The following is a 24,405-nucleotide window of genomic DNA, read 5'->3' as shown; positions in this document are numbered from 1 at the left end:
ACAGGTGTCTCGTGACCGCCGTGTTATCCCGATCATCCGAAGACGTTCGCTCTGGTGCGGGACGACTTCAAGTTCTTTTTCAAGGGTGTTCGGAGGTTGGCCCACGGCTGAAGGGCTGCACAACCAAGGGCGACGATCAGCTTCTCCACCTTCAGACACATCGTGATAACCTGTCGGCCATGAAATCGGTGGCTTGAGAGAAACGTGGGCGGGCCCCAGGAGACTAATTTCTGCCCATGGGGAAGGCGATGTCCGCGCTAGCCGGAATGTCAGCTACCGAAGATCCGCCGCGTGAAGGCTGCCAGTCCGCTAACGGCCGCCCCAAAGCTGCCGGTCAACACAAGATCGCATTGGAACCGATCCTTCGCATCCCCCGTTATCGAATGGAAGGGACATTACTTGTCATTAGGAGATGAAGAATGAAGCGGCTTCTTTTTGCCACTGCCATGATGGCTGTTTCCAGCGGGCTTGCGTTCGCGGGGACGACAGGGACAACAGGGACGACGTCGAGTGGCTCCTCCACTACCACAACGATGCCGACGACAGATAACAACACGGATTCGACCACAACGAAGTCGACCAATTCGAACTCAGCGAAGGACTGTGCGCCGGGCCAGCAGAGTGGCAGTGCCAAGCAGGCCGCTCCTGGTCAACAGGATGACACCAGTGCCAAGTCCGCAGCCCCTGGACAGATGAAAACGACTGCCGAAGGTTGCTAATTGTGCCGGGAGAGGCCGGTTTGCACCGGCCGGAATGGATGCCTCCCGCTGCCGACCGGCGGCAACGGACCGGCCCGCGCCCTTCGATCAGCGCGGGCCCTTTTTCTGAAAGCACCTCCCTTAATCGTCCAAGGAGCCTGCAGCCTTTTCTTGGGCAAGCCGGAATGCATAGTTGGTTGCGGATGTGATTGTTGAATAGCGGCCCTTGGTGAAGGCAGATTTGAACGCGACAAACGCCTCAAGCGGCACGTCCAGGAAATCGTATTGCTTCCCCCCTCGCTCAAAACCAGACCGAGAGAACCCTGGTCCGGGTCAATAGTCGAACTCATCGTGGTCGACGGCATGGTGCGTCTCAAGAAACCAGCGTGAGCCGGCCAGCCGGGTATGGACCGCCCTACAGGCTGAGCTGTATTCGATGATGTGGCCGGGCGTAGAATGACGTCGCGTTCCGCCGCTTCGCGCGCCGCCCTGATCGGAGTTTTCGCGTTGACGGTGTGGGTGGCCGTCACGGCATCGGCTGCGATCTCCTCAACACGGTATTTCGGCACTTTGTTCCTACGCGTCGGTAGCGACTCCGCTTGTTTAGGGTCGCCCTCAAAGAGGAGAATAAGGTGGCAAGCTCGTCGTCGCCCTGCCGCCGGGGGTGTGACCCGGCGGCTTGGACGTTCGGCTAGGATCGCTCGGCTGTGACCGCCTTACGGCGTTGCCGCGGGAGTCTGCTTGGCAGCCATCTCGTCGATCTTCTCGGCAAGCACGCCGTTGGCCCATTCGGTGACCTTGGCGTCGACCGGCTTGTTGGCCATATCGGCGAGCGCGTCATCCAGCGATGGGACGGCGGCAGCAGCATCGGCCGCCGCTATATTGGCCGCATCGAGCGCTTCCTGCGCTGCATCGATCTGCTCCTGGGTCGGGACTTGGTCAGCCGGAGTATTCGGGTCGTTCAATTTGGCGTTCAAAGCGTCGACTTCGGCTTGGGCGGCATCCACCGCGGCTTGGGCGCTCTTCGCGGCCGCCGACGCTGTCACATAAGCCTGAATGCCGGCGAATTTCTTGCTCTTGGAGTTCATATATGCGTTGATGTTGCGCTGCAGCGAGTTCAGCCGGCCAAGCTTGGCGTGAATGTTCTTGTCCTTAGGCGTCGCGGCGACCTCAATGTCGTCGACGGCGACCTGGTCTTCGCCCGAGGCCTTCTTTCCGGCGTGAGCCGATGCCGACTTGCCGTGCGAAGCGCTGTTGCTGGACTTGCCGCCACCATTGCCCTGACCACCGCCATTGCCGTGACCACCGCCATTGCCGTGACCACCACCGTTTCCACCCGCGCCAGCGAAAGCAGGAGCGGTCACTAGCGCAAGCGCGGCAAGCGCTGCCAACAGCGTTTTTCGGGATGTCATGGTACCTCCTCAGGCGAATAGCCACCTCGACGATTCGTTATAGAGCGGCTTGTAAGAGTTTCCTAATCCGACTGAATGAACTTTAGATAAATGCTTGTTGCAATGAGCGACTGACGACTGCGAAGCTCTTTGTAACCGACTGAATTTTAACAAAAAATTCGGAGTCGCAGACCGTATCGGCCTTTTGCGCGACTGAAGTCGCCATACCGATCGGACCTTGGTCGGGCGATGCACAACTGCGGAATGCTTGCGGCATTGCGGAGTATGGCGTCACCATGTGGCTGTGACTGCGCATTGGCAGACAACTCGCCGGGCGAAGACCCCAACTACCTCGAGCCCGGCGAGCCTTACACCTGATCAGAGTACGCGATCAGGACCGGGGATCAGCCGGCGAAAGATGTGGGTGCAATATGGGTGCCAAACTATTCGTCCCAAATTGGGACCATGCTGCGGCCGGCAAGCTGCGCTTAGGTCTCATAAAAGGCTTAGGCGCTGGCATCGGAAATGGCGATCGCTGGTTAGATCGCTTCCTTCCTCCTTTTGTATGATTCGTTGGCATTGGCAGGCGTGCGCATATTGTTTGCCGGCGGGCGCTGAGTCTCACCGGTCGGGCCCAGCGGCCCGCCCGCCGCAAGGTGTCCCCCCGCGACAAAGGCTGCTGGGCCGTCGTAGCGCCGATCTGCTCCGGCATGGCCGCGTGAATGCCCGCTCGACTCCAGCAACAGCTTCATCCTTGGTTGCGACGTTCCCGCGCGCGCCGCCGTCATCGAGCGTATCTTACTCGCCTAACCCGGATCGTGCCGCGTCCGCTTTCCGGGACGCGAGGATCTATGCTCAATACCTAATGTCAGGCGCGTACCTGAATTGGTCCTCGAGCCGAGATAGCGCGTTAGTCCATACCCGACATTGCGATGTCCAGAAATCGACCGTTTCGCGAACAGCGATGACTACTCGGAGCTGCTATCTCGTCTGCGCCACGAACTGTCCCCCTGCCCTCAATGCTTCCAACGTCTCATTTGGGGGCCGATAACGGACTGACAGCTTCGAGCGTCGAGCCGTTGGGTTAGGCCCTGACGCCGATGCGTGCGCCGACGGAATCTTCCAACAGTCAACAACGCCGAGCTAAGCGTCGAGCAAAACCGTCCCTCGCGGGCGGCTGCAACATGCCAGGACATAGCCGGCAGATTTCTCTTTAGCATTCAGTCCGCCTAAATCGTCCATGGTAACCTCGCCGGATAGTTTGGCTATTCGGCACGTTCCGCAAACGCCCTGCTGGCAGGCGGTTGGGATGTAGATGCCACAGTTCCGCGCCGCGTCCAGCAGGGTCTCTCCGGGCGCGCAGCGATGCTCCACACCCGAGCGGACAAAACGGACCGAAGACGAAATCGCCAAGCCCAATTCCGACCGAGAACCATTGCTGCCTCCGAAACTCTCCTCGTGATACTGCGCCGGCGGGAAGCCTATTGCATCAAGGCAGGCGCGTGCCGTCTTCATGTATCCTTCGGGCCCACAGGCAAAAACGGTGCGCTTGTGAAGATCGGGAACCAGGCTCAGCAGCATCCGACCATCAATTCGGCCGGTTGAACCCGTCCAAGCGGGACCTCCCTGGCCGCAAACCAAAGTCACTTGAACATTGGGAAAGCGAGCGGCAAGTGCTTCCAGTTCCGCTCGGAAGATGATGTCGCCTGGGGTTTTCGCGCTGTGAATGAAGCGGATCTCCCTGTCGTCTGCGCGGTCTGTAAGCGCACGCAGCATTGACATGGTCGGAGTCACGCCGCTCCCGCCCGAAAGGAAAACAGGTTTCTCCGACGGCAATTTATCCAGATTGAACGAACCGAGCGGCCCTTCGATCTCGATCTCGCTGCCCGGCGTCAAATGGTCATGGATCCAGTTGGAAGTGAGCCCGCCCTGCGTTCGCTTCACGGTGATCTGAAGATCAAGCGGTCGCGTCGGCGGTGACGATACCGAGTAGGCGCGCGTTATTGTGGCGCCGTTGATCCTGAGGTGCACGAGAACATACTGGCCCGCGCTGAAGCAGAACATCCGACCAGCGGCAGATGTGAGAACAAATGTTTTCACATCGTGCGTCTCGTCTATCACGCGACGGCAGAGCACTATATCTCGCGTCTTTTGTGCCCATCGCCGCTGACGCATGGTGGGCACGACATCTGAGGCTTGGATGGAGGCGTATGCATTCATCGTGCGGCTCGGCGTTAGGTCGAGCGAACATGCCAGTTCTTACCCCGCTGAACAGCAATATTATTCCAGCGTTATGATCGGGAATATCGATTAAACCTCCAGCGACATAACAGCGAGATGGAGAGCACGGATGCCTTTGCGAATGATCGGTTCGTGTTTGCGGCGTGCCAGTATCGCCGTATGGACTGGCTGGTGCAAGGTCGGCGCTCCTTCGACCAGGAACGATGGAATCTCACCGGTAAACCTGCGCGCATCATCGCTGCGCATGTAGCAAGTGCCGCCCGTTCGCCGGAGCATGATCTCCGCCAGAGCTTCCGATCCGGTCGAAAGTCGGCAGATCGCCAATTGAGCCAGCATCTCTGCGTGCGTTTTCTCCAACACGACGGTGTAGCCTGGGCGGATGTAGGTGTCGGGATCGACGTCCGACAGGTTTCTGGCGGCAGTCGAAACCATTAAATATTGCTCGACCATCAGGTGCTCGTATGCGATCTCAGGCAAGTAGCGGGGGGCATAAAGCACCGCGATATCCAGGTTTCCCATGCTGAGGTCGCTGACCATCTGGTTCGAATAATCCGACTCGACATGGATTGAGGACTTCGGAAGTGCTTGGCACAGGGTTTCGACCCACCCGGGCAGGACTGAGCGGGTCATGCCCACTTGGGCGGCAACGCGCAAGGTGCCTTCGAAACGGTTGAAGGCCCGGACATCGTGGCGAGCCTGCGACCAAGTGGATACCAGAGATCTTGCGTAGGCTTCGAACCGGCGCCCTGCGGCAGTCGGCTCTGCCCCGGCGCGTCCGCGTTGGAACAGTTCAGATCCGATTGCGCTCTCCAGGTTCTTGATGCGGGTGCTGATTGTCGATTGGGTTAAGCCCAACCGATCTGCGGTGCGATTGAAATTTCTCGATTCGATGATGTCGAGAAAGGTTTCGATGTGATCAAGCTGCATGGAAATCCCGATCGAAAAATTCGATCATGTTCCTGCTTACCATAAGCTTGATCAAACAATTCTCAAGGGGGAAGCTGCACCAGATCATCGGCCGGCGCACCGCCGGGACGGGCCACGGAGCGGAACAAAGTGTTCATAGTTGATTGCGACTGTCACAATTACTGGTCAAGCGCCACCGTGTTGACGCCATACCTTTCCGGCTTGTGGAAAGACATGTTCACCGAGGGCGAGAAAACAGGTCCAGTCGGCGCATTTCCGCATGGCCATCGCCCCTGGTTTCATCCGCAGGACTTCTCCCGCAAGGACGTCCGTCCGAAGACGGAAGCCGACAATTATCTCATCATGAAAGAGAAGCACCTCGACAAGTACAAAGTCGACGTGGCGATCCTCACCGGCGATGAGCCGATCGAGGCGTCGACCCTCGCCAATCCTTACTATGCCAGCGCCCTGGTCAGCGCCTACAATGACTATCAGATCAACCAATGGCTGCCGAAAGACGATCGTTTCATGGGTTCGATCATCATCGCACCACAGGATCCGAAGCTCGCTGCCGCCGAGATACGCCGTCTGGGCAGTCATCCGCGTATGGTCCAGGTTCTCGCTTCCCAAGGGTCCGTCAAGCCGTATGGAGACCCGTTCTACCATCCGATCTACGAAGCTTGCGCTGAAGTAGGGTTGCCGTTCGCCATACATCTGGGCGGGCATGGCGGCGTGAATTCAACTGCCATTGCGCCTGCGCCCACGACATTCTTCTGGGAAACGCATGCCATTTTGCACATGTCCGCGATGTCGCACGTGGCAAGCATGATCGCCCATGGCGTCTTCGAGAAGTGGCCGGACCTCTACTTCGTGATCATCGAGTGCGGTGTCGCCTGGGTTCCGTCGGTCCTGTGGCGCCTGGATGCCGACTACAAAGCGCTGCGTAAAGAGACGCCATGGCTGAAGATGCTGCCATCGGAATATTGCCGGCGCAACATCCGCTTTTCCACGCAGCCGCTGGAGCAACCTGCAAGCATCCAACATCTCTGGTCCACGCTCGAAGCGATGGACGGGGAAAACACGCTGATGTTTGCGTCGGACTATCCGCACTGGGATTACGACGATGCCAACACGCTGCAAATCCCTCCTGCCTGGAAGAGCAAGATCATGGGACTGAATGCGTTGGAAGTCTACAAACGCATCCCCCGCGCGCAAGCTGCGAATGCTGCCTGAGGAAGCATACGATGCCCGAGAAGACATATATCTGCCGCGTCGACGAGATCGAAACAGGATCTCCGTTTATCGCCAAGATCCGCAGCCTTTCGGTCGGGATTTTCCGCATCGGAGATTCATTCCACGCGCTGCTGAATGTCTGTCCGCACCGCGGCGCTCCACTTTGCGAGGGACCGCAATGCGGGACAACCGCGCCCGTTGAACAAGCGCAATTCATCTATCATCGCGAAAACGAGATCGTTCGATGCGCCTGGCATGGCTGGGAATTCGACATCAAGTCAGGTGAAGCCTTGGTCGATCCGTCCATTCGCGCTCGCACATTTCCAGTCACCGTCGAAGCCGGCAGCATCTATGTGACGGCCTGATTGGCCCAAAAGCCGATTGGGATTGGAAAAATTCGAAGAAAGATGGCCGAAGCCAACTAGCAGATTTGTTCGCAGGTGCTTGAAAAAAATAACGCGGAGAACTCCGCAATGGGAGAGTCAAATGTCAGAATCTGAATACAAGCTTGGTATCCCGCAAAGCCTGGTCGGTGGCGGCAAAGTTTCCCGCCGCGACTTCATTCATCTTGGGATAGCCGCAGGCCTGACGGTCGCCGCCGCCGACACGCTCTTCGTCGCCAGGGCGCGTGCCGAACCGATGCACGGCGGCTTCGCCAAGCTCGGCATGGCTCATGGCGCGACGACGGATTCAATCGATCCGGCCGGCTACCCCGATACGTTCACACAAACCGCGTTTTCGGGCTCGCTATCCAACAGCCTCACTGAGGTCGACGCCAAAGGCAATGTCCAACCGGACCTCGCCGAGAGCTTCGAATCTTCGGATGGGGCCAAGACCTGGGCCTTCAAGCTGCGCAAAGGCGCAACCTTCCACAACGGCAAGACTGTGACGGCGGATGACGTCGTGTCGTCATTGCAATATCACATGGGCAAGGACACAAAGTCGGCGGCGAAGTCGCTGTTGGAGTCCGTCGCCGGGATCAAGGCGGACGGCCCGGAAACGGTGGTCTTCACGCTCAAGAGCGGCAACGCCGATTTCCCTTACATCATGAGTGACTACCATCTGGTCATCATGCCAGCCAAGGACGGCAAGGCGGACTGGGCTTCAGGGGTTCGCACCGGCGCTTTCCTCCTTGAGAATTTCCAGCCCGGCGTTTCGGCGAAACTCAAGCGCAATCCAAACTACTTCAAAAACGGCAGGCCCTATCTCGACGAGGTGGAATTCATCGCCATCACTGATCTTGCCGCTCGCATGGCGGCCTTGTCGACGGGCGAGGTGGACTATATCGGCCGCGCCGACCTCAAGACCCTCGGCATGTTGAAACGCAATCCGAAGGTGGAAATCGTCGAGGTCACCGGCTACGGACATTATACCTTGCCGATGAATGCCGCGATGGCGCCGTTTGATAATCCAGACGTGCGAATGGCATTGAAATGGGCGATCAATCGCCAAGAAATCGTCGACAAGATCTTTCTCGGCCACGCCACCGTGGCTAACGACAACCCGATCGCGCCAGCGATCAAATTCGCCAAGGATCCGCAACCGCAACACAACTTCGATCCGGAAAAAGCCAAGCACTACCTGAAAAAGGCCGGAATGGAGAACCTGAAGGTGGATCTCTCGGTCGCCGATGCCGCTTTTGCAGGCGCGGTGGATGCGGCTTCGCTCATTCGCGAGACGGCAGCCCAATGCGGCATCGACGTCAATGTCGTGCGGGAGGCCGAGGACGCTTATTGGGACAATATCTGGCTCAAGAAACCCTGGTGCGCATCCTATTGGAGCGGTCGAGCGACGGCCGACTGGATGTTCACGCAAGCCTTCGCCGCGGACTCCAGCTGGAATGAGTCGTTCTGGAAAAATCCCCATTTCAACGAATTGCTTGTTAAGGCGCGGGCCGAGACGGACGAGGCCAAGCGAGCGGGAATGTATGCCGAGATGCAGCAACTAACCCACGACGATGGCGGCAGCATCGTGCTGGTCTTCAACAATTTCGTCAGCGCCCAATCCAAAAAGCTCGCACATGGCGAAGTGGCGCCCAACTGGGAGAACGATGGACTGAAAATGGCCGAACGCTGGTGGATCGCCACGGCATGAAAAGGCGGCCGGGGCCACGATGGTTGTGAGGCTCCGGTCGGCTTGCTCCGAGTGCAGGACTGCCGCCCAAAGGGAGACGGCACTCAAATGAACCCCGTCGCAAGAACGGTTCTGCAGCGCCTTGGCCTCGGCCTGGTCACTTTGTTCATCGTGTCCATCATCATCTTCTCTGCCATCGCGATGCTTCCGGGCGACTTCGCCAAGGCCACGCTCGGGCAGTCGGCGACGCCCGAAACGGTCGCCGCCTTTCAGCGGGAAATCGGCATCGATCGTCCGCCTGTCGAGCGCTATTTCGTCTGGGTCGCGCAAATGCTTCACGGCGACTTCGGCTCTTCGTTCGCGAGCCGCACCGGATATCGGCGTACCGTGGCTGAGATCATCGCGCCACGCCTTTACAATACGATGTTTCTTGCAGCGGTGACCGCGCTGATAGCGGTTCCGCTGGCGCTCGGGCTTGGCATTCTCGCCGCGCTGTACCGCAACGGCTGGTTCGACCGGCTGGTGAATGCCGTGACACTGACAACTATTTCGTTCCCGGAGTTTTTCGTCGCCTATATGCTCGCCTACCTGGTGATCTCGCGCGACACGTTCATTGCATCCGATTTCGCTCAATCCCTGCCCCATTGGCTCAGTATCTCACTGACCTGGGCACTCAATGCGGTTCCCAAATTTCCGACACTGTCGAATGTGAACGATCATACCCCATTTTGGGAGCACCTCTGGAAAGTGGCGCTGCCGGCAATCACCCTTACACTCGTGATCGTGGCCCACATGATGCGCATGACCCGAGCGGCCATCATCAACATGCTCGCAAGTCCCTACATCGATATGGCGCGCCTCAAGGGAATGTCCCCGATGGTGATCGTGCTGAGGCATGCCCTGCCCAATGCCTGGGCTCCCATCGTCACTGTCGTGGCGTTCAATATGGCATATCTCATCGTCGGAGTGGTCGTGGTCGAGGTCGTTTTCGTCTATCCCGGGATCGGCCAACTGATGGTTGATGCGGTAAAATCCAGGGACGTTCCGGTTGTCCAGGCCTGTGCCCTGATTTTCGCCGCGACCTACATCCTTCTCAACCTGCTGGCCGACATTATTTCCATCGCCACCAACCCCAGGCTCTTGCACCCACGATGACCAGATCCCAATCTATCGCGGCGGTTCAGAGGCTGAGGCGCTCGCGTGCCAGCCGGGCGAAAACAGCGCTGAAGAAGGCACCGCTTAGTGCATGGTTCGGCATCGTGGTGATCGTTGGCTACGTCCTTGTTGCGGTCTTCGCGCACTGGATAGCCCCATATGGCGAGACGCAGGTCTTCAGCGAAGCCTTCGCGCCGTGGAATCAGGAATTCAAATTGGGAACCGACCAGCTCGGCCGCGACATGCTCACCCGCTTGATCTACGGTGCGCGCAACACCATCGCTATCGCGGTCGCGACTACATTGCTCTCCTTCGCGGTAGGCGTGTCGCTCGGCCTCCTTGCCGCATTGTATAGGGGGTGGCTCGACCAGATCTTGTCGCGTGCGGTGGACGTGCTGATGTCGATCCCGAGTCTGATCTTCGCGCTGGTGCTTCTGTCGATCTTCGGCTCGTCGATCACCAGCCTGATTGTTATCATTGCGCTTCTCGATTCTACCCGTGTCTTTCGGCTTTCTCGCGCCGTTGGGCTTAACGTGGCCGTGATGGAATATGTCGAGGTGGCGCGATTGCGCGGCGAGGGACCGAGATGGATCATCGCCAAGGAAATCCTTCCCAATGTCATGCCTCCACTGGTCGCCGAGTTCGGCTTGCGATTCTGCTTCGTGTTCCTGACAGTCGCGGCGCTGTCGTTCCTCGGAGTCGGTATTCAGCCGCCGACGGCCGATTGGGGATCAATGGTGCGCGAGAACGCAACCCTGATCACTTACGGCGATGTCACGCCGCTGCTTCCGGCCGGCGCGATAGCTCTTCTTACCGTATCCGTAAATTTCGTTGTGGACTGGTACCTGCACGCAACAAGCGGGTTGCGGGATGAAAAGTAGCGATCCAGGCTCACGCGAAAAAGGAAAGGATCTACTGCAAATCCGCAATCTGCATGTGGAGGGATCCTCGGACGAACAGTGGCATCCCATCGTCCGCGGGATCGATCTTACGCTGAAGCGGGGGGAGGTTCTTGGCCTAATCGGCGAGTCAGGCGCCGGCAAGTCCACCATTGGCCTTGCCGCAATGGGCTATGCCAAACCGGGCTGCCGGATCACACAGGGCTCGGTCCTGTTCGACGGGATTGATCTCCTGGCAGTCAATGAAAAGGGGCGCCGTCGTCTCCGGGGCTCCCGCATTGCCTATGTCGCGCAAAGCGCGGCGGCCTCCTTCAATCCGGCACATCGACTTTTGGAACAAACCATCGAAACCGCGGTGGCGCATGGAATCGTCAGCCGGGAAGAGGCGAACCGGAGCGCCGTGGATCTTTATCGGCGTCTTCAGCTCCCAGAACCCGAGAGCATAGGCTTTCGCTATCCTCATCAGGTCTCAGGCGGGCAGTTGCAACGGGCCATGACAGCGATGGCAATGGCTTGTCGACCGGACCTCATAATATTCGACGAGCCAACAACGGCGCTCGATGTGACCACGCAGGTTGAAGTCCTTGCCTCCATTCGCAACATCGTTGAGGAATTCAGTACTGCTGCAATCTACGTAACGCATGACCTGGCGGTGGTGGCGCAAATGGCGGATCGCATCATGGTTCTGCGACACGGAGTTACCGTGGAGGTGGCTGACACACGTCAGATGCTGGCCTCGCCCAGCCAGGAATATACGAGGACGCTCTGGGCAGTCCGCAAGCTCGCCAAGCCCGAAGTTCCAGCCGATGACTATCTCTTGACGATAGACAACGTCACCGCGGCTTATGCCGGAGGGGTCAAGGTGCTCCAGGATGTCTCCATCAAGGTTCCGCGCGGAAGAACAGTCGCTGTGGTCGGCGAATCCGGTTCTGGGAAATCGACGCTCGCTCGAGTCGTTACCGGACTCTTGCCGCCAAGTTCGGGTTCGATTTCTTTCGCAGGCCAGCTCCTTTCCAAGAGCCTGAAGGCGCGGCCCAAGGAGGTCCTGCGTCGCGTCCAGATGATTTATCAAATGCCCGACAACGCCCTTAATCCGCGCCAAACGGTCGAAGAAGTCCTAGATCGGCCACTCGAATTCTACCTCGGCCTCAAAGGCGCGCAGAGAGATCGCCGGATAAGCGAACTTATGCACATGGTCGAGATGAGCGAGGATTTTCTGGAACGTCTACCTGGCGAGCTATCAGGTGGCCAAAAACAACGCGTCTGCATTGCGCGGGCATTGGCTGCCGAACCGGAGCTTATCATCTGCGACGAGATCACATCCGCGCTCGACCAAATTGTGCAGGAGGAGATCCTCAAGCTTCTGATGCGCCTACAGCGTGAACTCGGGATGAGCTACATCTTCATTACCCATGACATTGCCACGGTGCGCGCGATAGCAGACGAGATTGTCGTCATGCACGGCGGCAAAGTCGTCGAGCAGGGATTGAAGAGCGTGGTTCTCACACCTCCGTATGCCGCTTACACCGAACGGCTTTTGTCCTCTGTTCCCGAAATGGATCCTGACTGGCTGACAAGATTGCTGGCCAGTCGGAAAATCTGACAGGTTGCAAGGTGGTCAGGAATTAAGTCCCCGTCCGCCCATCTTCCACGTGCTTTGAAGGGCATGATCGAGCTCCACGCGCAGCGATCAGCGCGACCATTATGCACGCCTTCTGGAACCGTCTATCGCTGATCCAGGACCATCAGGCTAGGTTTGACGCTGAGACGTATCGGAAATACGTTCGCGCAAGGCATGCTCGGTCTTGTCTGCTGTGGACTTCACGATCTCGCCGATCTGATCGGCCATCGTGTCTGCTTCCATATGTTCCCGGCCAGCTTCCTGCTTGATGGTTTGATAGGCGTCGGCGGCGACCTGCTTGGCCTCATCGAGGCCCCTGTCGAGCAAAGTTTCGGCGGAATCGCGAAGCTTGTCGCCATAGGCGCCTAGTTGCTCGTCCTCCGTTGCGGTATGGGGCAGCATTGCACCTATAGCGGCGCCGATGGCGAGACCGACGGCCGCTACGGCCAAGGGTTGGTCCTCCAACAGATCTTGCGCGGAGCGGCTGGCTTTCGCCGCCATGTCCCCAGTCGTCGAGCTTGCATTGGCAGCGCTTCCCGTCAGACCCGCCGCAGCGGCTCTTGCGGTGCTCGATATGGTGTCGCCGACGCTGGCAGCGCTCGAGGAGAGCGATTCCGCGGCGTCGGAGAGCGTGCCGCCCAAGCCGCCGCGCTCCCCTGCTACATCATGTCGTCCCGGCGCTGAAGGCAATGGATAGCCAGCCGAACGGTGGGCTGTGTTTGAGGTACCGCTGCCGAACATCAGCCAGGCCAGACCTGCGCCCACCATGGTGACCGGCAAAGGATTGTCTCGGACCTGCGTTCTGAGATTTCTGAGCATGGCCGCGCTCTCCCCTCCCGAGAACAGCCCGGTGAACTCATCCAGCAATTGTCCAGGCGTCATCTTGCCTCGAATGGATTCGGCGGTCTCCATCACCCGAGCGCGAGCAGCCTCGGCCTCGCGTTCAAGTTCGGCTGCGGATTTCTCGTTCATCTCACCTGTTCCTTAATCGCGCTCGCGTCGCGCTTGAGCTGTCCCTGGGTCCGGTCGGGGGTAAGTTCCGAAGGCGCCATGCTGGCCGTCCCCGTCCGCAGCAGGATGACGCCGAGGACCGCCACGACCACACCGACCAGCAGGGAAGACCATCCCGCGCCAAGCCCTGCCCGCGTCAGTGCGATAATGAGCGCCTGCAGCAACACCAAGAGCGCGGCGAGCAGGCAAATCGCGCCGCCCAGCACTTCCGCGGCACCTGCTCCGGCTTTGGTAAGCTTTTCAGAGAGCTCGGCCCGAAACAGCCTCGCCTCGGTTTGCACCAGAGTGGTGACATTCTGGGCCAAATCGGTGACTAGCCCGGCAAGGCTGGGATTGTCCTGGTTGTTCATCTGTCCTGCTCCGCGATCTGCGTGGCCCCATCATCGCCGACCACGCCAAAATCTTGTGGACGATCAGCGGACCAACCCTGTGGCTGATCGGTGTGTGATTTGAGGCCTCCCGGAGCGGCCTCAGAATCGGGCCTTGCCGGCGGAGAAGCCTTGATGAACCGCCCGAGAGCCAATCCGGCCAACACCGATCCCGCAAGCAGGACACCGGGATTTTGCCGGCCGAAGGACTGGACGTCATCAAGGACTTGGCTAAAGGGCTTCTGTTTCAAGGACGATGAAAGCCGCTCAAGGCCACTGGCAGCATCCAAAGCGAACTTCGATGCGTTCCTTTCATCGTTGCTGGCAAGGTGATCGCTGGCCGCTCGCAGTGCACCACCCAACGCCGCCAAGCTCGATCCGATGTCGCGCTGCGCCTCCTCCGCCTTGTCGGAGATGACCTGCGTGGCTTCAGATGCATAGTCGCCAGCCTTACGGGTCACCTCGTCCCGCGCGTCGTGAAGCAACTCGCTGGCACGCTCATTTTCCTGGCGAAGTCTTTCGGAGACGTCGCTTTTCGCCTTGTCGAATTCGGTGGGCTGTCCGCCCTGATCCTTCTCATGCTGCATGAGGCCACCTAGTGAAAACCGAGGAAGGAGAGGACCGCGAGCACGACGACGATAAGGCCTATAAGATAAATGACACTGTTCATATGCACGTCCTCCGTAGCTTTCCAACTTCGACGAACCTGCGATGTTCCGTAAGTGAGAGCATTTATCTCAGCCGAAACGAAGAGCTTCGTCAGGCACGCACCCAGTCACCAGTGAGTTGCCCTGTCCCTCGTGCGGAGCCCCAGTTGCTCCGTACGAACGGGTGCGCCCGACATGGTTGACGCGATCCCAAAGAAAACCGGAAGAGCGGACTTGGATCGCTTGACCTGGGCAAATATGATCCTGACGCCTTGCAGAGGGACTGGATGGAAATCGGTCGGGTCGAGCGCAAGCTCTCGGCGATCCTTGCGGCTGACCTCGCCGGGTACAGTCAACTGATGGGCGCTGACGAAGAAGGTGCCCTCGAGCGCTTGAACAGCCATCAACGTGACCACCTCGATCCCTGTATTGCCACGCATCGCGGCAAGATCGTCGGCGACATCATCGAACAGGACGGTCACGTCTTGGGCGCGGGGGTCAACATCGCCGCGCGTCTAGAGAGGATCGCCGAGCCTGGCAGGATCTGCGTTTCCGAACGCGTGCAGGAACATGCAGCGGGAAAGATCGGCCTGCGCTTCGAGGACTCGTGACGTGGGCGGAGTGCCCAGAATTTTGCCTGGTATCGTCGCGCCTCTCTGCCCAGACGGAAATCGGCAGGTCGGTGCCAAAGAGCATGTCCCGCTCGATGCCGATGCCGAAAGGTAGCCGGATCGACGTCATTTCGAGCGCGGTTGCGAGCCAAATTCCTTCGCCGAGTTGATTTGAAGAGCTTCACCACCGGCGTCGCGATCGCGGCTATTGGCGAGCAGGCACGCGCAGTTCCTCGGTGAGAACGATCATGCCGCCCTCTTCTCGATTTCGACTTCATCGACGTTGGCGGGTCCTGCCCTGGTTCCGTTGTCAGGTTGCGGAAGGAAGGCGAGCAACCAGTCGGCTGCCCTGCTGGCCTGGGAGGCGGCACGCACGATGGCGCGGTTGTCTTCGCGCAGGACATCGAGCCAGGAGGCCAGGTAATCGGCGTGGCACGGTCGGCACAATACCTAGCGAGGCGCAGCAGAAGGCTGCGTCCGTTTCGGCGACCAGTTCCTCGAAAGCATATCGCTTTGTGCCGAAGGCGCCGCCGAGGTCACGGCCGACGCGGGAGGGATGGCCGGTCGCATGGCCAAGCTCGTGCAGGGCGGTGCGGTGCCAGTCAATGGTCTCGAAATACGCCTGCGGAGACGGCACCTGCACGTAGTCGTGCGCCGGCACATAATAGGCGCTATTGCCGCCGATGCGGAAATCGATCCCTGTCGCCTTGATTAGTGCCTCGACGGCCGGTTCGATCAGTCCGGGCTCTGGTGCGGGCGGAAACATCGCCAGATCGTCGGGCAGATTTTCGCATTGCGCGACGTTGAAGACGGTGAAGCGCTTCAGAAACTGTATGGCCCGCGCTGCCTCGCCGGTCTCCCGCGCGCGTTTCTTCTCGTCGTCAGGGATGAAGCGGTCAGAATAGACGACGGTGGTCCCGTGTTCGCCCTTGCGGACATGGCCGCCCAGCGATAGCGCCTGGCGGAAAGTCAGCCAGCCCTGGACGGGAAAGCCATGCTCGACGACCGCACCCCACAGGATCAGCACGTTGATCCCCGAATAGGCACGGCCAGAGGCGGCATTGGCCGGCATGGCGAGGGGTGCTTGCGCCGCCGCCGTGCCCCAGGGCACCCAGGGAAAGCGCCCAGCCTCCAGCTCGGCGATGATCTTGTTGGTGATATCATCATAGAGGCTTGTCCGGTCGGCGCCGGCGCGAGCGTAATGTCTGGACATCGGGTTTCTCCGCGACGGGCGCCGGAGGCCTCTCCTCCAGCTCTCAACCCGTCACGGCAAACCGGTCCGTACTCTCACTCTAGAGGCATAGCCCAGGCCTCGAAGGGGACGCTCCTGAACTCGGGGCAAAGGCGGTCCGCGCCAATCAGTAGTGTCGCTGACCTATGGTTATTGCTGCCGGACTGCGTGCCGAATGCGGTCGGTAAGCGTTTGTGCGACGTCGAAATAACCTTCCCAGGCTTCGCGCAACTGAGCCCGCGCGGCGGCGGCGAAGACATCGAAGCCGTTGGCGTTTTTCGCAGGTGGGCAACTCATCCCAGCTGACAGGCACCGCGCACAACGCCCCCGCGCGTGCCCGAGTCGACCAGGGGCAGATTGCAGTGGAGCCCTGGCCGTTGCGCAGGTAATCGAGAAACATTCGGCCCTTGCGCTTCGCCTTGCTCATATTGGCGACGAAGCGCGACGGATCTGTACGGGCCAGCAGTTCGGCGAAGTCCTGGCAGAAGCTCTTGACCTCGTCCCAGTCTGCCTCCGGAGGAGCAGGACGACCACATGAACGCCCTTGCCGCCGGACAGCAACGGCCACGACTGCAATCCAAGCGCTTCCAGAATGCTCCGAATGTCGAGGGCTGCCTGCTTGACGGCAGCAAAGCCCAAGCCCTGTCGGGGTCGATGTCGAAGATCATGCGGTGCGGCAGATCCGGCTGCTGGCGACGGCTTCCCCAGATGTGGAATTCGAGCACGTTGGTCTGGACGCCCGCGATCAGCCCAGCCAAGTCATCGACCACGAGATGCGGCTTTCCTTACCGGACACCTTCTCCAAGTGGCCATCATGGATGGCCCTGGGCACGCCTGGCAGGTTGTGCTTCTGAAGAAGGTCTGCTGCAGGTCGCCGTGAGTATCGCGCACCAGCGACAGCGGCCGATCCTGAATGTGCGGCAGCATCTTCTCGGCGACCACTGCGTAGTAGGCGGCGAGCGTGGATTTGGTCACCTTGGTGCCTGGATACATGACCTTGTCCGAATGCGTCAACTTGACGCCGACAGCAGCGGCGATCTCGTTGCCGGATCGAGATTGGCCGAGTCTCTGGGCCGTTTGCGCCTTTTGTTGAGAGTGCCGTCTACTCGGACAAGGAACTCGGATACATGTCAATACGCTGCCTGGGATTCGGTTCCATGCCCAAGCACCGCGCCGGCGACCGTCGGCGCTCAAGGAAGAACGGCGCATAAGCCGCAGTTCCTGCGCGCGGCCGCAACAGCGGACAATTGTCACGCGCAGGACGGAGGAAATTCGCCCCCCGCCGCGGGCGGTGAACAGGACAGCCGTAGGAGCGTCAGCATAGCGCCGGCCGCAGGACGGGACGCGGGACCGACTGTCCCCGTCCGCGGTGGTCCGCATGTTTTGGTTCGAAGCCCACCGGCTGAGATCGCGCAGTTCAGTTCTCGACAGTCCGACCGCTGATCCGCGATGATGCAAACAGGATTGAACCACACCAGAGCCGAGTTTGGCTGCAAGAATCGATCTGGTCTTGCACCCTTTCGGCTTCTTCCTCAATTGCGTTGCAGCTTGTGAATTCCAAGCCTGACAGGCCCTCCCCTGTCACAACTCGTGCAGAAAAGCGCTCGCTCGACCGAACTGACAATGCGGCTTTTCCATAGCGCTCGATGAGGCGTTTTGCCGTTGCATGGTGCGAACATGATCTGCAACAAGCTCGCAACACATGCCACTCGCGAAATGTCAAGCGCCCATACAGGCCACCGTGAACGCTGCCAGGCGCTCCCAAGCGTCAACGCCGGTTGCTGTTTAGCTGGCGACGTCCCTTGGCACGCTTTCGGTCGGAGAAAAGCGAATATCCGCCGTCCTCCCGAAATCTGCAGCGACGCATGAGCCCCGGGCTTGACCCATTGCGTCGCCGAGATTTATTCCCTTGGGCGCCGGCATGGTGTGCCCCAGGAACCTCTTCCACAGTCGCTAGCCAATAGCGGGGCTCGAATTGATGCGGCTGAGCCCACAAATTGGTCGATCGCGCGGCCAATCGAAAGCCATGAAGAGAGGTGGAAACCCTGTAGTGCCGAAGTATCAGTTGAGGGGATGGATGGTGCTACGCAGACGGCCATACGGACAGTCAACGCCCATGTGGGCCGGTAAGCATCCGAATGCACTCTGCGCGCAAGTGAACCCCTTGCGCTAACGCTTCGACGCGCCATCAAAGCATTGACCATGTTGGGGGGCGATCGCACCGCTGATGGTCAGCGAAGGCCAACAAGTGGTCCGGCTACCCTTGGAGCCAATCCGCATTTCTGGCGATTTTCCCCTGGAGCAATCAGTGCATTGACATGAACTCGGCCGTTTTATTGGTCCTTGCTGAGTGCAGGTAATCGTGCCGGAACTCAGCAAGAAAGGCCAGTCCTTCCCAATCATGGATGGTCAATTGGCCATTCACAAGTGATGTAAGGCGCTTCTCCCGAAGAGACTTGAGCGTGCGGTTGATGTGGACTGCCGACAGCCCTGTCGCCTCGCCAAGGTCAGCTTGAGTCACAGCAAAAGCGCAGGTTTGATCGGACGCGAGTCCGGCGTCTTCCATACGTAGCATGATTTCACAGAGAAGGTGGGCCACTCGGCCAAGCGCTTGGCGCTTCCCGACATTGACCACCCATTCGCGGAAAATCGATGCATCAACCAGTGTCGTTCGCCAAAGATTTGCCGCCAGCCTGGGGTGGCGTTCGCAGAGCAGCCGTATAGCCGAGTGATCTATGAAGCCAACACTGCAAGCGCTCACCGTTCGAACGTCGCTATCCAACAGATCGAGGTGCAGGCTCAACAGATCGGGCATGTCGCCAGGCACATGATAAGCAGTGACCTGACGCTTCCCGTCTCCTGTTACCTTCGAGGTGCTGGCTAAGCCAGCCAGGACCATTATGCACCGGGACGGCTGGTCGCCTTCCCGAACCAAGTTCTGGTTTGCGCCAATCGCAACGATCCTTATTCTTACCGCGTCGAGAGCTTGACGCTCACCTGACGTGAGGGTGAAGGCACGATGGAACTTGGCGGTTAATGGGCTTTGATAAAGCATGTCGGCTCTCCGTTTGGGCGGGAGCGCTATGGTCTCTCAGTCACCCGCGGCCAGCAGAACGCGAATGATGCCCGACCTTATATCATAAACACCGGACCGACTTAACCTGTGATAAGTCTGGCACTGCTTCGGATGGTCCTTTCCTCCATCGGCAAACACAGGCTCAACAGGATTGGTGCTTACGAGGGAAGCGGCCCATCATCGGGCCTCGAGTTGCGCAGCTGCGGCAGCAGCTATAATAGATCGTTCTCAAATTCGAGGACTCACACCATCACCGACGCCCCCGACCACGCCCCTGAACTGGTAGAACTCACGGCGGATGTGGTATCGGCGTACGTCAGCAACAATCCCGTGCCGGTCGCGGGTTTGGCGGACCTGATAGCCTCAGTGCACGCGTCGCTGTCTGCGATTGGCCATCGCGTGGCTGCCGCGACCGAAGAACCAGTGCCTGCGGTAAATCCAAAGAAGTCAGTATTTCCCGATTACATCATCTGTCTTGAAGATGGTAAGCGGTTCAAAACCCTTCGGCGACATCTGCGCGTGGATTTCGGTCTCACTCCTGACGCGTATCGAACAAAGTGGAACTTGCCATCCACTTATCCGATGGTCGCTCCCAACTATGCGGCCTCACGGTCTGCCATGGCGAAGTCGATCGGTCTGGGTAGGAAGGCACCGCAGCCCACGGCAACTGTAACGGGCAAGGCAAGGCCGGCGGCTAAGGCTAAAGCGTAGCTTCCGCGATCACACCATTACCACTGCGGCACCAATCGACGATGTATGCATCGCGGCGGACCTGTCCGCTCTTGGCCGGTGCCCACCCAGGTTCCCCAACCCATGGCGCCGGCCATTTGTGGCCCACACCTCAGTTTCGTATTGCTGCCCAAACTCTTCTTGTTGAAGACCGCTTACGACGTTACAATCCCGTTTGGCCTGATTGCTGGGAGGCAACGCCCTGGCTGATATCATTCCAATTCGCAAAGCACGCCCTTGTGTCGAAGTTGGCGAAGCCTGTGGCGAGTGGTCGAGGAAGACCAGGAACTCACCCGATCATTCAAGCTCGAATCCTATGCTTTGGCCTTTGCAGAAGGCCAAAGGTCGCGTCTGCATCTCAACACGTTTTCCCGGCTGTAGAGTAGCGCGATGCAGATGTCCGCAGGGTTACTGGCGAATTTGGGCGATAGCATCGAAGCCATTGCCGCCCACATTGCGACCATGGAAACGCGACAACTGCACCAATTGCTCAAGTCGTTGCCATCGAGATCGGAAATCGCCAGCGCGGAAATGGTGATGGGCACCCTGGTCTATCGCGAGATTGAACTGCGCCGCCGGCGGGGGACGGGCGGCAACGTGTTGCCCTTTCCGGGTCTCGTGACTCCACCTATTCAGCAGTAGGCAGCGACGCCGGACCTGTAAGAGGCCATCGGATAGCGCATCCCTGTCGGTGATTGTTCACGTTCTTGAGCAGCACTTCATGCGGATCCTACACGGCCTGGTGATTGTCGCAGATCGGCGACAATCGGGCCGACGATTGCCTTGTGCAGCCGTTCCGCCTCGATCTTGAAGCGGGCGAGCTGTTCCTGCGAAACGTGTTGTGAGGGGTTTTCGTCTTGACCATGGTAGCGAACTCCGTTGAGGGGATCGCCGCAAACGGTTCTTGCACAAAAAAGCCCGTCGCGGTGAGCGACAGGCTCTTATGACATCAGGGGATTAGAACTTGTAGGCGATGCCGAAGCGAACCTCGTTGGTCTTCAGATCAACGTCGGCATTGACCAGACCACCAAAGGATTCTGTACCGAAGTCGGTATAGCGATACTCGCCTCGCAGCAGCAGATTGTCGGTCATGGCATAATCCAAGCCCACGCCTATCGTCCATCCTGTGAATGTATCTCCGAACGAAGGTCCGCCTCCATTATTACTTATGTCGACATCGCCAAACGCAACGCCACCCGCAATATAAGGAAGAAAGCGATCAACGGCATATCCTAGGCGCAGTCTTGCCGCCGCACTCCAGTTGAGTTCTTCGGTGGCGATGCCGCCCGGGATCGGGATACCAGGAGCGCTGAAGACTTGGCCGCTGCCATCAACATTCGCATATACGACGTCCAGCTCCGCGCCAATCACAATGTTATTGGACATCTGATAGTTGTAACCGGCGTAGACGCCACCAAGGAACCCGTCAGGATCTGTGTCGACAAAGCCCGGCCCACCGATTTCGTCTATGTTGCCATTCCCCCAAGCATAGCCTGCCTGTAGGCCGACATACCCACCCGTCCAGCTAAAGACCGGCGCGGCTTCTGCAACGATGGCATCGGCAGCATACGCCGACGAAGCCAGCAGAGACAACGACAGACCAAGAAGCAGCTTCTTCATAGGTGATCTCCTGTAACTACCTTTTTGGTAGCAGAGCGCGCCGATTGATGCAGTTGTTTTTCTGCCACAGTTGGCCGAATTCAAATCGGCCGCCCGCACTTACATGAGAACCTTATGCCAACTCGCTGGTGGCGATCGGATCGCCCCTCGCCAGAGTGGGCAACTGCTCGGCCAGCCAACTGTCCAGAACCTTCAGGCCGGGAACACTCATTTCGGTATCCCAGAATTAACATCGAGGAGGGTACGATAAAGGCTGTCGACCTCCTTGTCGTCAAACGCCTCGGTCAGCTCGCTTTCCGCAATCCCCTCAGCCTCCGCGTCGGCGATTAGGCGCTTTGCGAGCTGCTCGATCTCCGCTCGCTCTTTCGGCGCACCGGCGTCGGATAGATCGTGTTTTTTTATCCATTGGTTCAAAAATAGGACGGCCGGCTTGCTCATTCGGGAACACCTGGGGCAAAGTGCACGACGGCATCGACCAGCGTCCGATATAGGCTATCAACCTCTTCGTCGATCTCTTCGCGCTCGATCGTCAAGGCTTTAGCGTCGGCATACAATTTGTGTATGTACTCACTTACCGAAACGGCGTCGGTCTTAGCCGTTTCGGGGAAATTGTTGCCGATCCAGCGATCGAGAAAGTTGACGCCGCGTGTGCTCATGAAGCCTAAGCTCGATCCAGCGCTTAGGTTCCAGCAGGGCGCTCGACGGCAGCTTCGTCGACCTCGGCTTCCATTTCGTCGTTGACAGTCTTGGTCTTGCCGAAGGCGGCCACCGGCTCACCGTCAAAGCCCTGCAGCCACGCGTCGGCATGCTCTCCCCAGTAGGCTGGCACCGCACGTCTCCTTGCCATCCTTGCTCGCTTGGGCGTACATCCAGGCGTAGGTGGCGCGCTCCTGGTCTTTCCTAGCCACGGCCATCTGTGTCATCCTCTCGGAAGTCCTGCAGTGAGGCGTGGCGCAGGTCATCCTCGCCGCGCAGGTGCTTTACGCGGCCGATCAGCCCCGGCTTGACCCATTGCGTCGCAGGCCGCTTCATGACGCCCTTGGGCGCCGTGCCTGGGTGCTCTTGGACGCGTTTCCATAGCCTCTCGCGCATTTCCCGGTTCAAGGTGACGAACGCGCTGCCGACATAGCGCCCTGTGCCCCGCTCGGCCATGAGAGCGATAGCCGGCTTGCCCGCTTCACGCTCGACGCCGAGCAGATCGAACTCGTCGATCGCATAGCACTTGGCCTTCAGCCAGTTGGCCGACGGACCGCTGCGGTATTTGCTGTCCTTCCGCTTCGACACCATGCCTTCAAGTCCGGCTTGGTCGAGCAAGTGGAGGATCGCCTTGGCTTCGCCGGGCAGAGGCTCGCTGAACTGAATACGCCGCCCGGGCTTGATCATGCTGGCCAGGATCTCGCGCCGCTCCTCAAGCGCCATGTCGCGCAGATCGTGCCCATTGAGGTGCAATAGATCGAAGGCGACGAAATAGAGGTCTTGCTGTCGGCGGGTGATCGCTTTGCGCAGATCGCCGAAGTCCGAAAGGCCAGCTTCGTTCAAGACGATGATCTCACCGTCGACAATCGCGCTTTCGGCACCAAGACTCTTTGCCTCCCCCACCAGGTCGCGATATTTCGCGGTCCAGTCGTGGCCGTTGCGCGTATAAATGCGTGTGCCGTCTTCATCGATGATCATCTGCGAGCGGTAGCCGTCGAACTTGACCTCGTGGGTCCAGCCTTCACCCTCGGGAGGCTTCTCCACAAGGGTCGGCATCAACGGCTCGATGAACTTCAAACGCATGCACTAATCCGCCCTCCGGCGATTCAATAAGCTTAAGCTAAAATGGTTCCGAAGCCGGAAGTTGGCTTTGGTGCAACAAAACACGCTGACTGAACGTTGCTCGATATTCGCAGGAGGAATCGAGATATGGCTGACGACAAGAGCAAGAGGGACTTTCGCGATCGGGACCGGGTCTCGGCCGATGAGGATTATGAAGTCGAGTATTTCGCAGCCAAGGCCGGGATCACCCCGCAGCAGGTCAAGGAATTGATCGCGAAGCACGGCAACCAACGCGAAACGCTGGAGCGAGAAGCGAAGGCTCTGCGGAAATAATGACCAGGCTATCGGATCTCGGCAGACCAATAATTGGGCACCGACATGAAGGCCCGCCCGCGAGCGAGCTCGATCATTTCATGCCTTGCCCTGTTTGCGGCCAACAGATCGATATGCGCGACTTTCGCCAGGTCGCTTATCATGCCGATCCGGATCACGATCAGCCTCTCGAACTAGACGCTTAGGAACACAAGTGCCGAAATACCACGTTGAGGAAATGGATGGCGATACCGTGACGGCTACCCACATCGTCCACGCGACAACGCCGATCAGGGCGGCGCGGGAAGCGACGGAGCGCGACGTCACCCTGCTCACCAGCGAACCCATTTGGATCAGGGTTGCCGACGAGAGGCGCGGCCACGTCTTCGAATACAGTTTCAGCCTGTAGCTGGCGATCCAACCCGGCTAGCTGAGTTTGGATGGCATACCATGCCGTCGACTTCGATACGCAAGTTCGACTATGACCCGAACACCAGGGTTCTCTCGGTTTGGTTTGTAGCGAGCGGGAAGCATTACGAGTTTTTGGACGTACCTGCTGAGGCCGTTGCCGCGTTCAAAGCTGCCTTTGCCAAGGGCGTCTATTTTAACAGCCACATCCGCAATCGTTATGCATTCCGGCTCGCGGCAGGGAGGGCAGCAGCCGCGTCGGGCGATTGACAGAATTTCAGATTCGAGGCGGCCCGCGCCATCGCAGGGGAGCAACTGTGCGAATTGACCAGGTTCCGAGGGCAAACGAAAAGCCGGCCGGCCGGGCCAGCGGGCGCGTATTATACTAAGCTAGGTGCTGGGCCTATTTGCCCATCA

At 59.0% G+C, this 24,405-nt stretch carries 26 protein-coding genes and 3 pseudogenes; 12 read left to right on the top strand and 17 right to left on the bottom strand.

All coding sequences use genetic code 11. The annotated features are described in order from the left end of the window. The first annotated feature begins 419 nt into the window (after positions 1 to 419). Complete coding sequence (locus ACYG97_RS06880; RefSeq protein WP_023726886.1) at positions 420 to 719, top strand: hypothetical protein; 300 nt, start codon at positions 420 to 422, stop codon at positions 717 to 719. Between the two features lie 695 nt (positions 720 to 1,414). On the opposite strand, the gene ACYG97_RS06875 is transcribed toward ACYG97_RS06880, so the two are convergent. The 3 genes from ACYG97_RS06875 to ACYG97_RS06865 all read right to left on the bottom strand — a co-directional run bounded on the left by ACYG97_RS06875 (position 1,415) and on the right by ACYG97_RS06865 (position 5,257). Continuing rightward, entirely contained in the window at positions 1,415 to 2,110 is a 696-nt protein-coding gene (locus ACYG97_RS06875; protein WP_460221569.1) for a hypothetical protein, read from the bottom strand. A gap of 1,122 nt (positions 2,111 to 3,232) precedes the next feature. After that, the gene (locus tag ACYG97_RS06870; RefSeq protein ID WP_198027084.1) at positions 3,233 to 4,189 is read right to left on the bottom strand and encodes an FAD-binding oxidoreductase; all 957 of its coding nucleotides are present in this window, start codon (positions 4,187 to 4,189) and stop codon (positions 3,233 to 3,235) included. A gap of 210 nt (positions 4,190 to 4,399) precedes the next feature. Beyond that, complete coding sequence (locus ACYG97_RS06865; protein WP_023734819.1) at positions 4,400 to 5,257, bottom strand: LysR family transcriptional regulator; 858 nt, start codon at positions 5,255 to 5,257, stop codon at positions 4,400 to 4,402. 129 nt (positions 5,258 to 5,386) lie between these two features. On the opposite strand from ACYG97_RS06865, the gene ACYG97_RS06860 reads away from it, so the two are divergent. The 6 genes from ACYG97_RS06860 (at position 5,387) to ACYG97_RS06835 (ending at position 12,199) form a co-directional block, all read left to right on the top strand. Then, positions 5,387 to 6,469, top strand: coding sequence for an amidohydrolase family protein (locus tag ACYG97_RS06860; RefSeq protein ID WP_031262580.1), 1,083 nt, complete (start codon positions 5,387 to 5,389; stop codon positions 6,467 to 6,469). Between the two features lie 11 nt (positions 6,470 to 6,480). After that, a complete protein-coding gene (locus tag ACYG97_RS06855; RefSeq protein WP_023673824.1) occupies positions 6,481 to 6,834 on the top strand; it encodes a Rieske (2Fe-2S) protein in 354 nt (117 codons plus the stop codon). A gap of 22 nt (positions 6,835 to 6,856) precedes the next feature. Further along, positions 6,857 to 8,563 (top strand): ABC transporter substrate-binding protein, encoded by a 1,707-nt coding sequence (locus tag ACYG97_RS06850; protein ID WP_245260899.1) that lies wholly within the window; start codon positions 6,857 to 6,859, stop codon positions 8,561 to 8,563. A gap of 87 nt (positions 8,564 to 8,650) precedes the next feature. Continuing rightward, complete coding sequence (locus ACYG97_RS06845) at positions 8,651 to 9,697, top strand: ABC transporter permease (RefSeq protein WP_023734822.1); 1,047 nt, start codon at positions 8,651 to 8,653, stop codon at positions 9,695 to 9,697. Then, positions 9,694 to 10,578: an ABC transporter permease gene (locus ACYG97_RS06840; RefSeq protein WP_023734823.1), complete on the top strand. Its 885-nt coding sequence runs from the start codon at positions 9,694 to 9,696 to the stop codon at positions 10,576 to 10,578. Before ACYG97_RS06845 ends, ACYG97_RS06840 begins: the two co-directional genes overlap by 4 nt. Beyond that, positions 10,568 to 12,199 (top strand): ABC transporter ATP-binding protein, encoded by a 1,632-nt coding sequence (locus ACYG97_RS06835; protein WP_031262582.1) that lies wholly within the window; start codon positions 10,568 to 10,570, stop codon positions 12,197 to 12,199. The genes ACYG97_RS06840 and ACYG97_RS06835 overlap by 11 nt, the downstream gene beginning before the upstream one ends. Before the next feature lie 147 nt (positions 12,200 to 12,346). On the opposite strand, the gene ACYG97_RS06830 is transcribed toward ACYG97_RS06835, so the two are convergent. From ACYG97_RS06830 to ACYG97_RS06790, 9 genes and pseudogenes are all read right to left on the bottom strand, one after another. Further along, positions 12,347 to 13,189, bottom strand: coding sequence for a hypothetical protein (locus ACYG97_RS06830; RefSeq protein ID WP_460221568.1), 843 nt, complete (start codon positions 13,187 to 13,189; stop codon positions 12,347 to 12,349). After that, positions 13,186 to 13,578 carry a phage holin family protein gene (locus tag ACYG97_RS06825; protein ID WP_023693628.1) on the bottom strand — a complete coding sequence of 131 codons (393 nt, stop codon included), beginning with the start codon at positions 13,576 to 13,578 and terminating at the stop codon, positions 13,186 to 13,188. The genes ACYG97_RS06830 and ACYG97_RS06825 overlap by 4 nt, the downstream gene beginning before the upstream one ends. After that, positions 13,575 to 14,183: a hypothetical protein gene (locus ACYG97_RS06820; RefSeq protein ID WP_352658570.1), complete on the bottom strand. Its 609-nt coding sequence runs from the start codon at positions 14,181 to 14,183 to the stop codon at positions 13,575 to 13,577. Before ACYG97_RS06820 ends, ACYG97_RS06825 begins: the two co-directional genes overlap by 4 nt. Positions 14,184 to 14,371: 188 nt before the next feature. Beyond that, positions 14,372 to 14,725: a hypothetical protein gene (locus ACYG97_RS06815; RefSeq protein ID WP_084023758.1), complete on the bottom strand. Its 354-nt coding sequence runs from the start codon at positions 14,723 to 14,725 to the stop codon at positions 14,372 to 14,374. A gap of 157 nt (positions 14,726 to 14,882) precedes the next feature. Further along, positions 14,883 to 15,104, bottom strand: a pseudogene (locus ACYG97_RS06810) (DUF2958 domain-containing protein); the annotation flags it as partial. Further along, positions 15,101 to 16,067 (bottom strand): annotated as a pseudogene (locus ACYG97_RS06805) (ArdC family protein). The pseudogenes ACYG97_RS06810 and ACYG97_RS06805, both read right to left, overlap by 4 nt. Positions 16,068 to 16,212: 145 nt before the next feature. After that, positions 16,213 to 16,810: pseudogene (gene ligD, locus ACYG97_RS06800) on the bottom strand (non-homologous end-joining DNA ligase LigD). A gap of 34 nt (positions 16,811 to 16,844) precedes the next feature. Further along, on the bottom strand, positions 16,845 to 17,078 hold the full coding sequence (gene ligD / locus ACYG97_RS06795; protein WP_156937204.1) for a non-homologous end-joining DNA ligase LigD: 234 nt from the start codon (positions 17,076 to 17,078) through the stop codon (positions 16,845 to 16,847). A gap of 1,312 nt (positions 17,079 to 18,390) precedes the next feature. Further along, positions 18,391 to 19,140, bottom strand: coding sequence for a Crp/Fnr family transcriptional regulator (locus ACYG97_RS06790; protein WP_023708903.1), 750 nt, complete (start codon positions 19,138 to 19,140; stop codon positions 18,391 to 18,393). 270 nt (positions 19,141 to 19,410) lie between these two features. Here ACYG97_RS06790 and ACYG97_RS06785 point away from each other — a divergent pair, with 270 nt between their 5' ends. Continuing rightward, positions 19,411 to 19,872, top strand: coding sequence for a Ros/MucR family transcriptional regulator (locus ACYG97_RS06785; RefSeq protein WP_084023775.1), 462 nt, complete (start codon positions 19,411 to 19,413; stop codon positions 19,870 to 19,872). Between the two features lie 408 nt (positions 19,873 to 20,280). Then, positions 20,281 to 20,532, top strand: coding sequence for a hypothetical protein (locus tag ACYG97_RS06780; protein ID WP_023708906.1), 252 nt, complete (start codon positions 20,281 to 20,283; stop codon positions 20,530 to 20,532). A gap of 315 nt (positions 20,533 to 20,847) precedes the next feature. Here the strand turns inward: ACYG97_RS06780 and ACYG97_RS06775 are convergent, their stop codons facing one another. The 5 genes from ACYG97_RS06775 to ACYG97_RS06755 form a co-directional block, all read right to left on the bottom strand. Further along, positions 20,848 to 21,510, bottom strand: a complete 663-nt coding sequence (locus ACYG97_RS06775; protein ID WP_023673148.1) for an outer membrane protein — start codon at positions 21,508 to 21,510, stop codon at positions 20,848 to 20,850. 207 nt (positions 21,511 to 21,717) lie between these two features. Continuing rightward, positions 21,718 to 21,948, bottom strand: coding sequence for a DUF768 domain-containing protein (locus ACYG97_RS06770; RefSeq protein WP_023734068.1), 231 nt, complete (start codon positions 21,946 to 21,948; stop codon positions 21,718 to 21,720). After that, entirely contained in the window at positions 21,945 to 22,166 is a 222-nt protein-coding gene (locus ACYG97_RS06765) for a DUF768 domain-containing protein (protein WP_023734069.1), read from the bottom strand. Before ACYG97_RS06765 ends, ACYG97_RS06770 begins: the two co-directional genes overlap by 4 nt. Positions 22,167 to 22,189: 23 nt before the next feature. Continuing rightward, a complete protein-coding gene (locus ACYG97_RS06760) occupies positions 22,190 to 22,339 on the bottom strand; it encodes a hypothetical protein (RefSeq protein ID WP_023673151.1) in 150 nt (49 codons plus the stop codon). Between the two features lie 71 nt (positions 22,340 to 22,410). Then, complete coding sequence (locus ACYG97_RS06755; RefSeq protein WP_023734070.1) at positions 22,411 to 23,289, bottom strand: ATP-dependent DNA ligase; 879 nt, start codon at positions 23,287 to 23,289, stop codon at positions 22,411 to 22,413. Between the two features lie 126 nt (positions 23,290 to 23,415). On the opposite strand from ACYG97_RS06755, the gene ACYG97_RS06750 reads away from it, so the two are divergent. From ACYG97_RS06750 to ACYG97_RS06740, 3 genes are all read left to right on the top strand, one after another. Then, positions 23,416 to 23,601, top strand: coding sequence for a DUF3606 domain-containing protein (locus ACYG97_RS06750; RefSeq protein WP_023700484.1), 186 nt, complete (start codon positions 23,416 to 23,418; stop codon positions 23,599 to 23,601). A 193-nt stretch (positions 23,602 to 23,794) separates the two neighbouring features. Next, positions 23,795 to 23,989 (top strand): hypothetical protein, encoded by a 195-nt coding sequence (locus ACYG97_RS06745; RefSeq protein ID WP_023734071.1) that lies wholly within the window; start codon positions 23,795 to 23,797, stop codon positions 23,987 to 23,989. Between the two features lie 41 nt (positions 23,990 to 24,030). Then, positions 24,031 to 24,258: a KTSC domain-containing protein gene (locus ACYG97_RS06740; RefSeq protein ID WP_023673160.1), complete on the top strand. Its 228-nt coding sequence runs from the start codon at positions 24,031 to 24,033 to the stop codon at positions 24,256 to 24,258. The last annotated feature ends 147 nt before the right edge of the window (positions 24,259 to 24,405 follow it).

This window comes from Mesorhizobium sp. W067 (assembly GCF_054719525.1).
Note: the sequence above shows the minus strand (reverse complement) of the source record. Positions and strands in the feature narration are given on the sequence as shown.

What these genes read in the sequence shown, in the direction of transcription:
- ACYG97_RS06855 (WP_023673824.1), top strand. Translation starts at nt 6,481, where the DNA reads ATGCCCGAGAAGACATATATCTGCCGCGTCGACGAGATCGAAACAGGA.
- ACYG97_RS06770 (WP_023734068.1), bottom strand. Translation starts at nt 21,948, where the DNA reads ATGAGCAAGCCGGCCGTCCTATTTTTGAACCAATGGATAAAAAAACAC.
- ACYG97_RS06865 (WP_023734819.1), bottom strand. Translation starts at nt 5,257, where the DNA reads ATGCAGCTTGATCACATCGAAACCTTTCTCGACATCATCGAATCGAGA.
- ACYG97_RS06780 (WP_023708906.1), top strand. Translation starts at nt 20,281, where the DNA reads ATGCAGATGTCCGCAGGGTTACTGGCGAATTTGGGCGATAGCATCGAA.
- ligD (WP_156937204.1), bottom strand. Translation starts at nt 17,078, where the DNA reads ATGTATCCAGGCACCAAGGTGACCAAATCCACGCTCGCCGCCTACTAC.
- ACYG97_RS06835 (WP_031262582.1), top strand. Translation starts at nt 10,568, where the DNA reads ATGAAAAGTAGCGATCCAGGCTCACGCGAAAAAGGAAAGGATCTACTG.
- ACYG97_RS06790 (WP_023708903.1), bottom strand. Translation starts at nt 19,140, where the DNA reads ATGCTTTATCAAAGCCCATTAACCGCCAAGTTCCATCGTGCCTTCACC.
- ACYG97_RS06740 (WP_023673160.1), top strand. Translation starts at nt 24,031, where the DNA reads ATGCCGTCGACTTCGATACGCAAGTTCGACTATGACCCGAACACCAGG.
- ACYG97_RS06750 (WP_023700484.1), top strand. Translation starts at nt 23,416, where the DNA reads ATGGCTGACGACAAGAGCAAGAGGGACTTTCGCGATCGGGACCGGGTC.
- ACYG97_RS06875 (WP_460221569.1), bottom strand. Translation starts at nt 2,110, where the DNA reads ATGACATCCCGAAAAACGCTGTTGGCAGCGCTTGCCGCGCTTGCGCTA.
- ACYG97_RS06825 (WP_023693628.1), bottom strand. Translation starts at nt 13,578, where the DNA reads ATGAACAACCAGGACAATCCCAGCCTTGCCGGGCTAGTCACCGATTTG.
- ACYG97_RS06880 (WP_023726886.1), top strand. Translation starts at nt 420, where the DNA reads ATGAAGCGGCTTCTTTTTGCCACTGCCATGATGGCTGTTTCCAGCGGG.
- ACYG97_RS06820 (WP_352658570.1), bottom strand. Translation starts at nt 14,183, where the DNA reads ATGCAGCATGAGAAGGATCAGGGCGGACAGCCCACCGAATTCGACAAG.
- ACYG97_RS06775 (WP_023673148.1), bottom strand. Translation starts at nt 21,510, where the DNA reads ATGAAGAAGCTGCTTCTTGGTCTGTCGTTGTCTCTGCTGGCTTCGTCG.
- ACYG97_RS06765 (WP_023734069.1), bottom strand. Translation starts at nt 22,166, where the DNA reads ATGAGCACACGCGGCGTCAACTTTCTCGATCGCTGGATCGGCAACAAT.
- ACYG97_RS06845 (WP_023734822.1), top strand. Translation starts at nt 8,651, where the DNA reads ATGAACCCCGTCGCAAGAACGGTTCTGCAGCGCCTTGGCCTCGGCCTG.
- ACYG97_RS06840 (WP_023734823.1), top strand. Translation starts at nt 9,694, where the DNA reads ATGACCAGATCCCAATCTATCGCGGCGGTTCAGAGGCTGAGGCGCTCG.
- ACYG97_RS06755 (WP_023734070.1), bottom strand. Translation starts at nt 23,289, where the DNA reads ATGCGTTTGAAGTTCATCGAGCCGTTGATGCCGACCCTTGTGGAGAAG.
- ACYG97_RS06830 (WP_460221568.1), bottom strand. Translation starts at nt 13,189, where the DNA reads ATGAACGAGAAATCCGCAGCCGAACTTGAACGCGAGGCCGAGGCTGCT.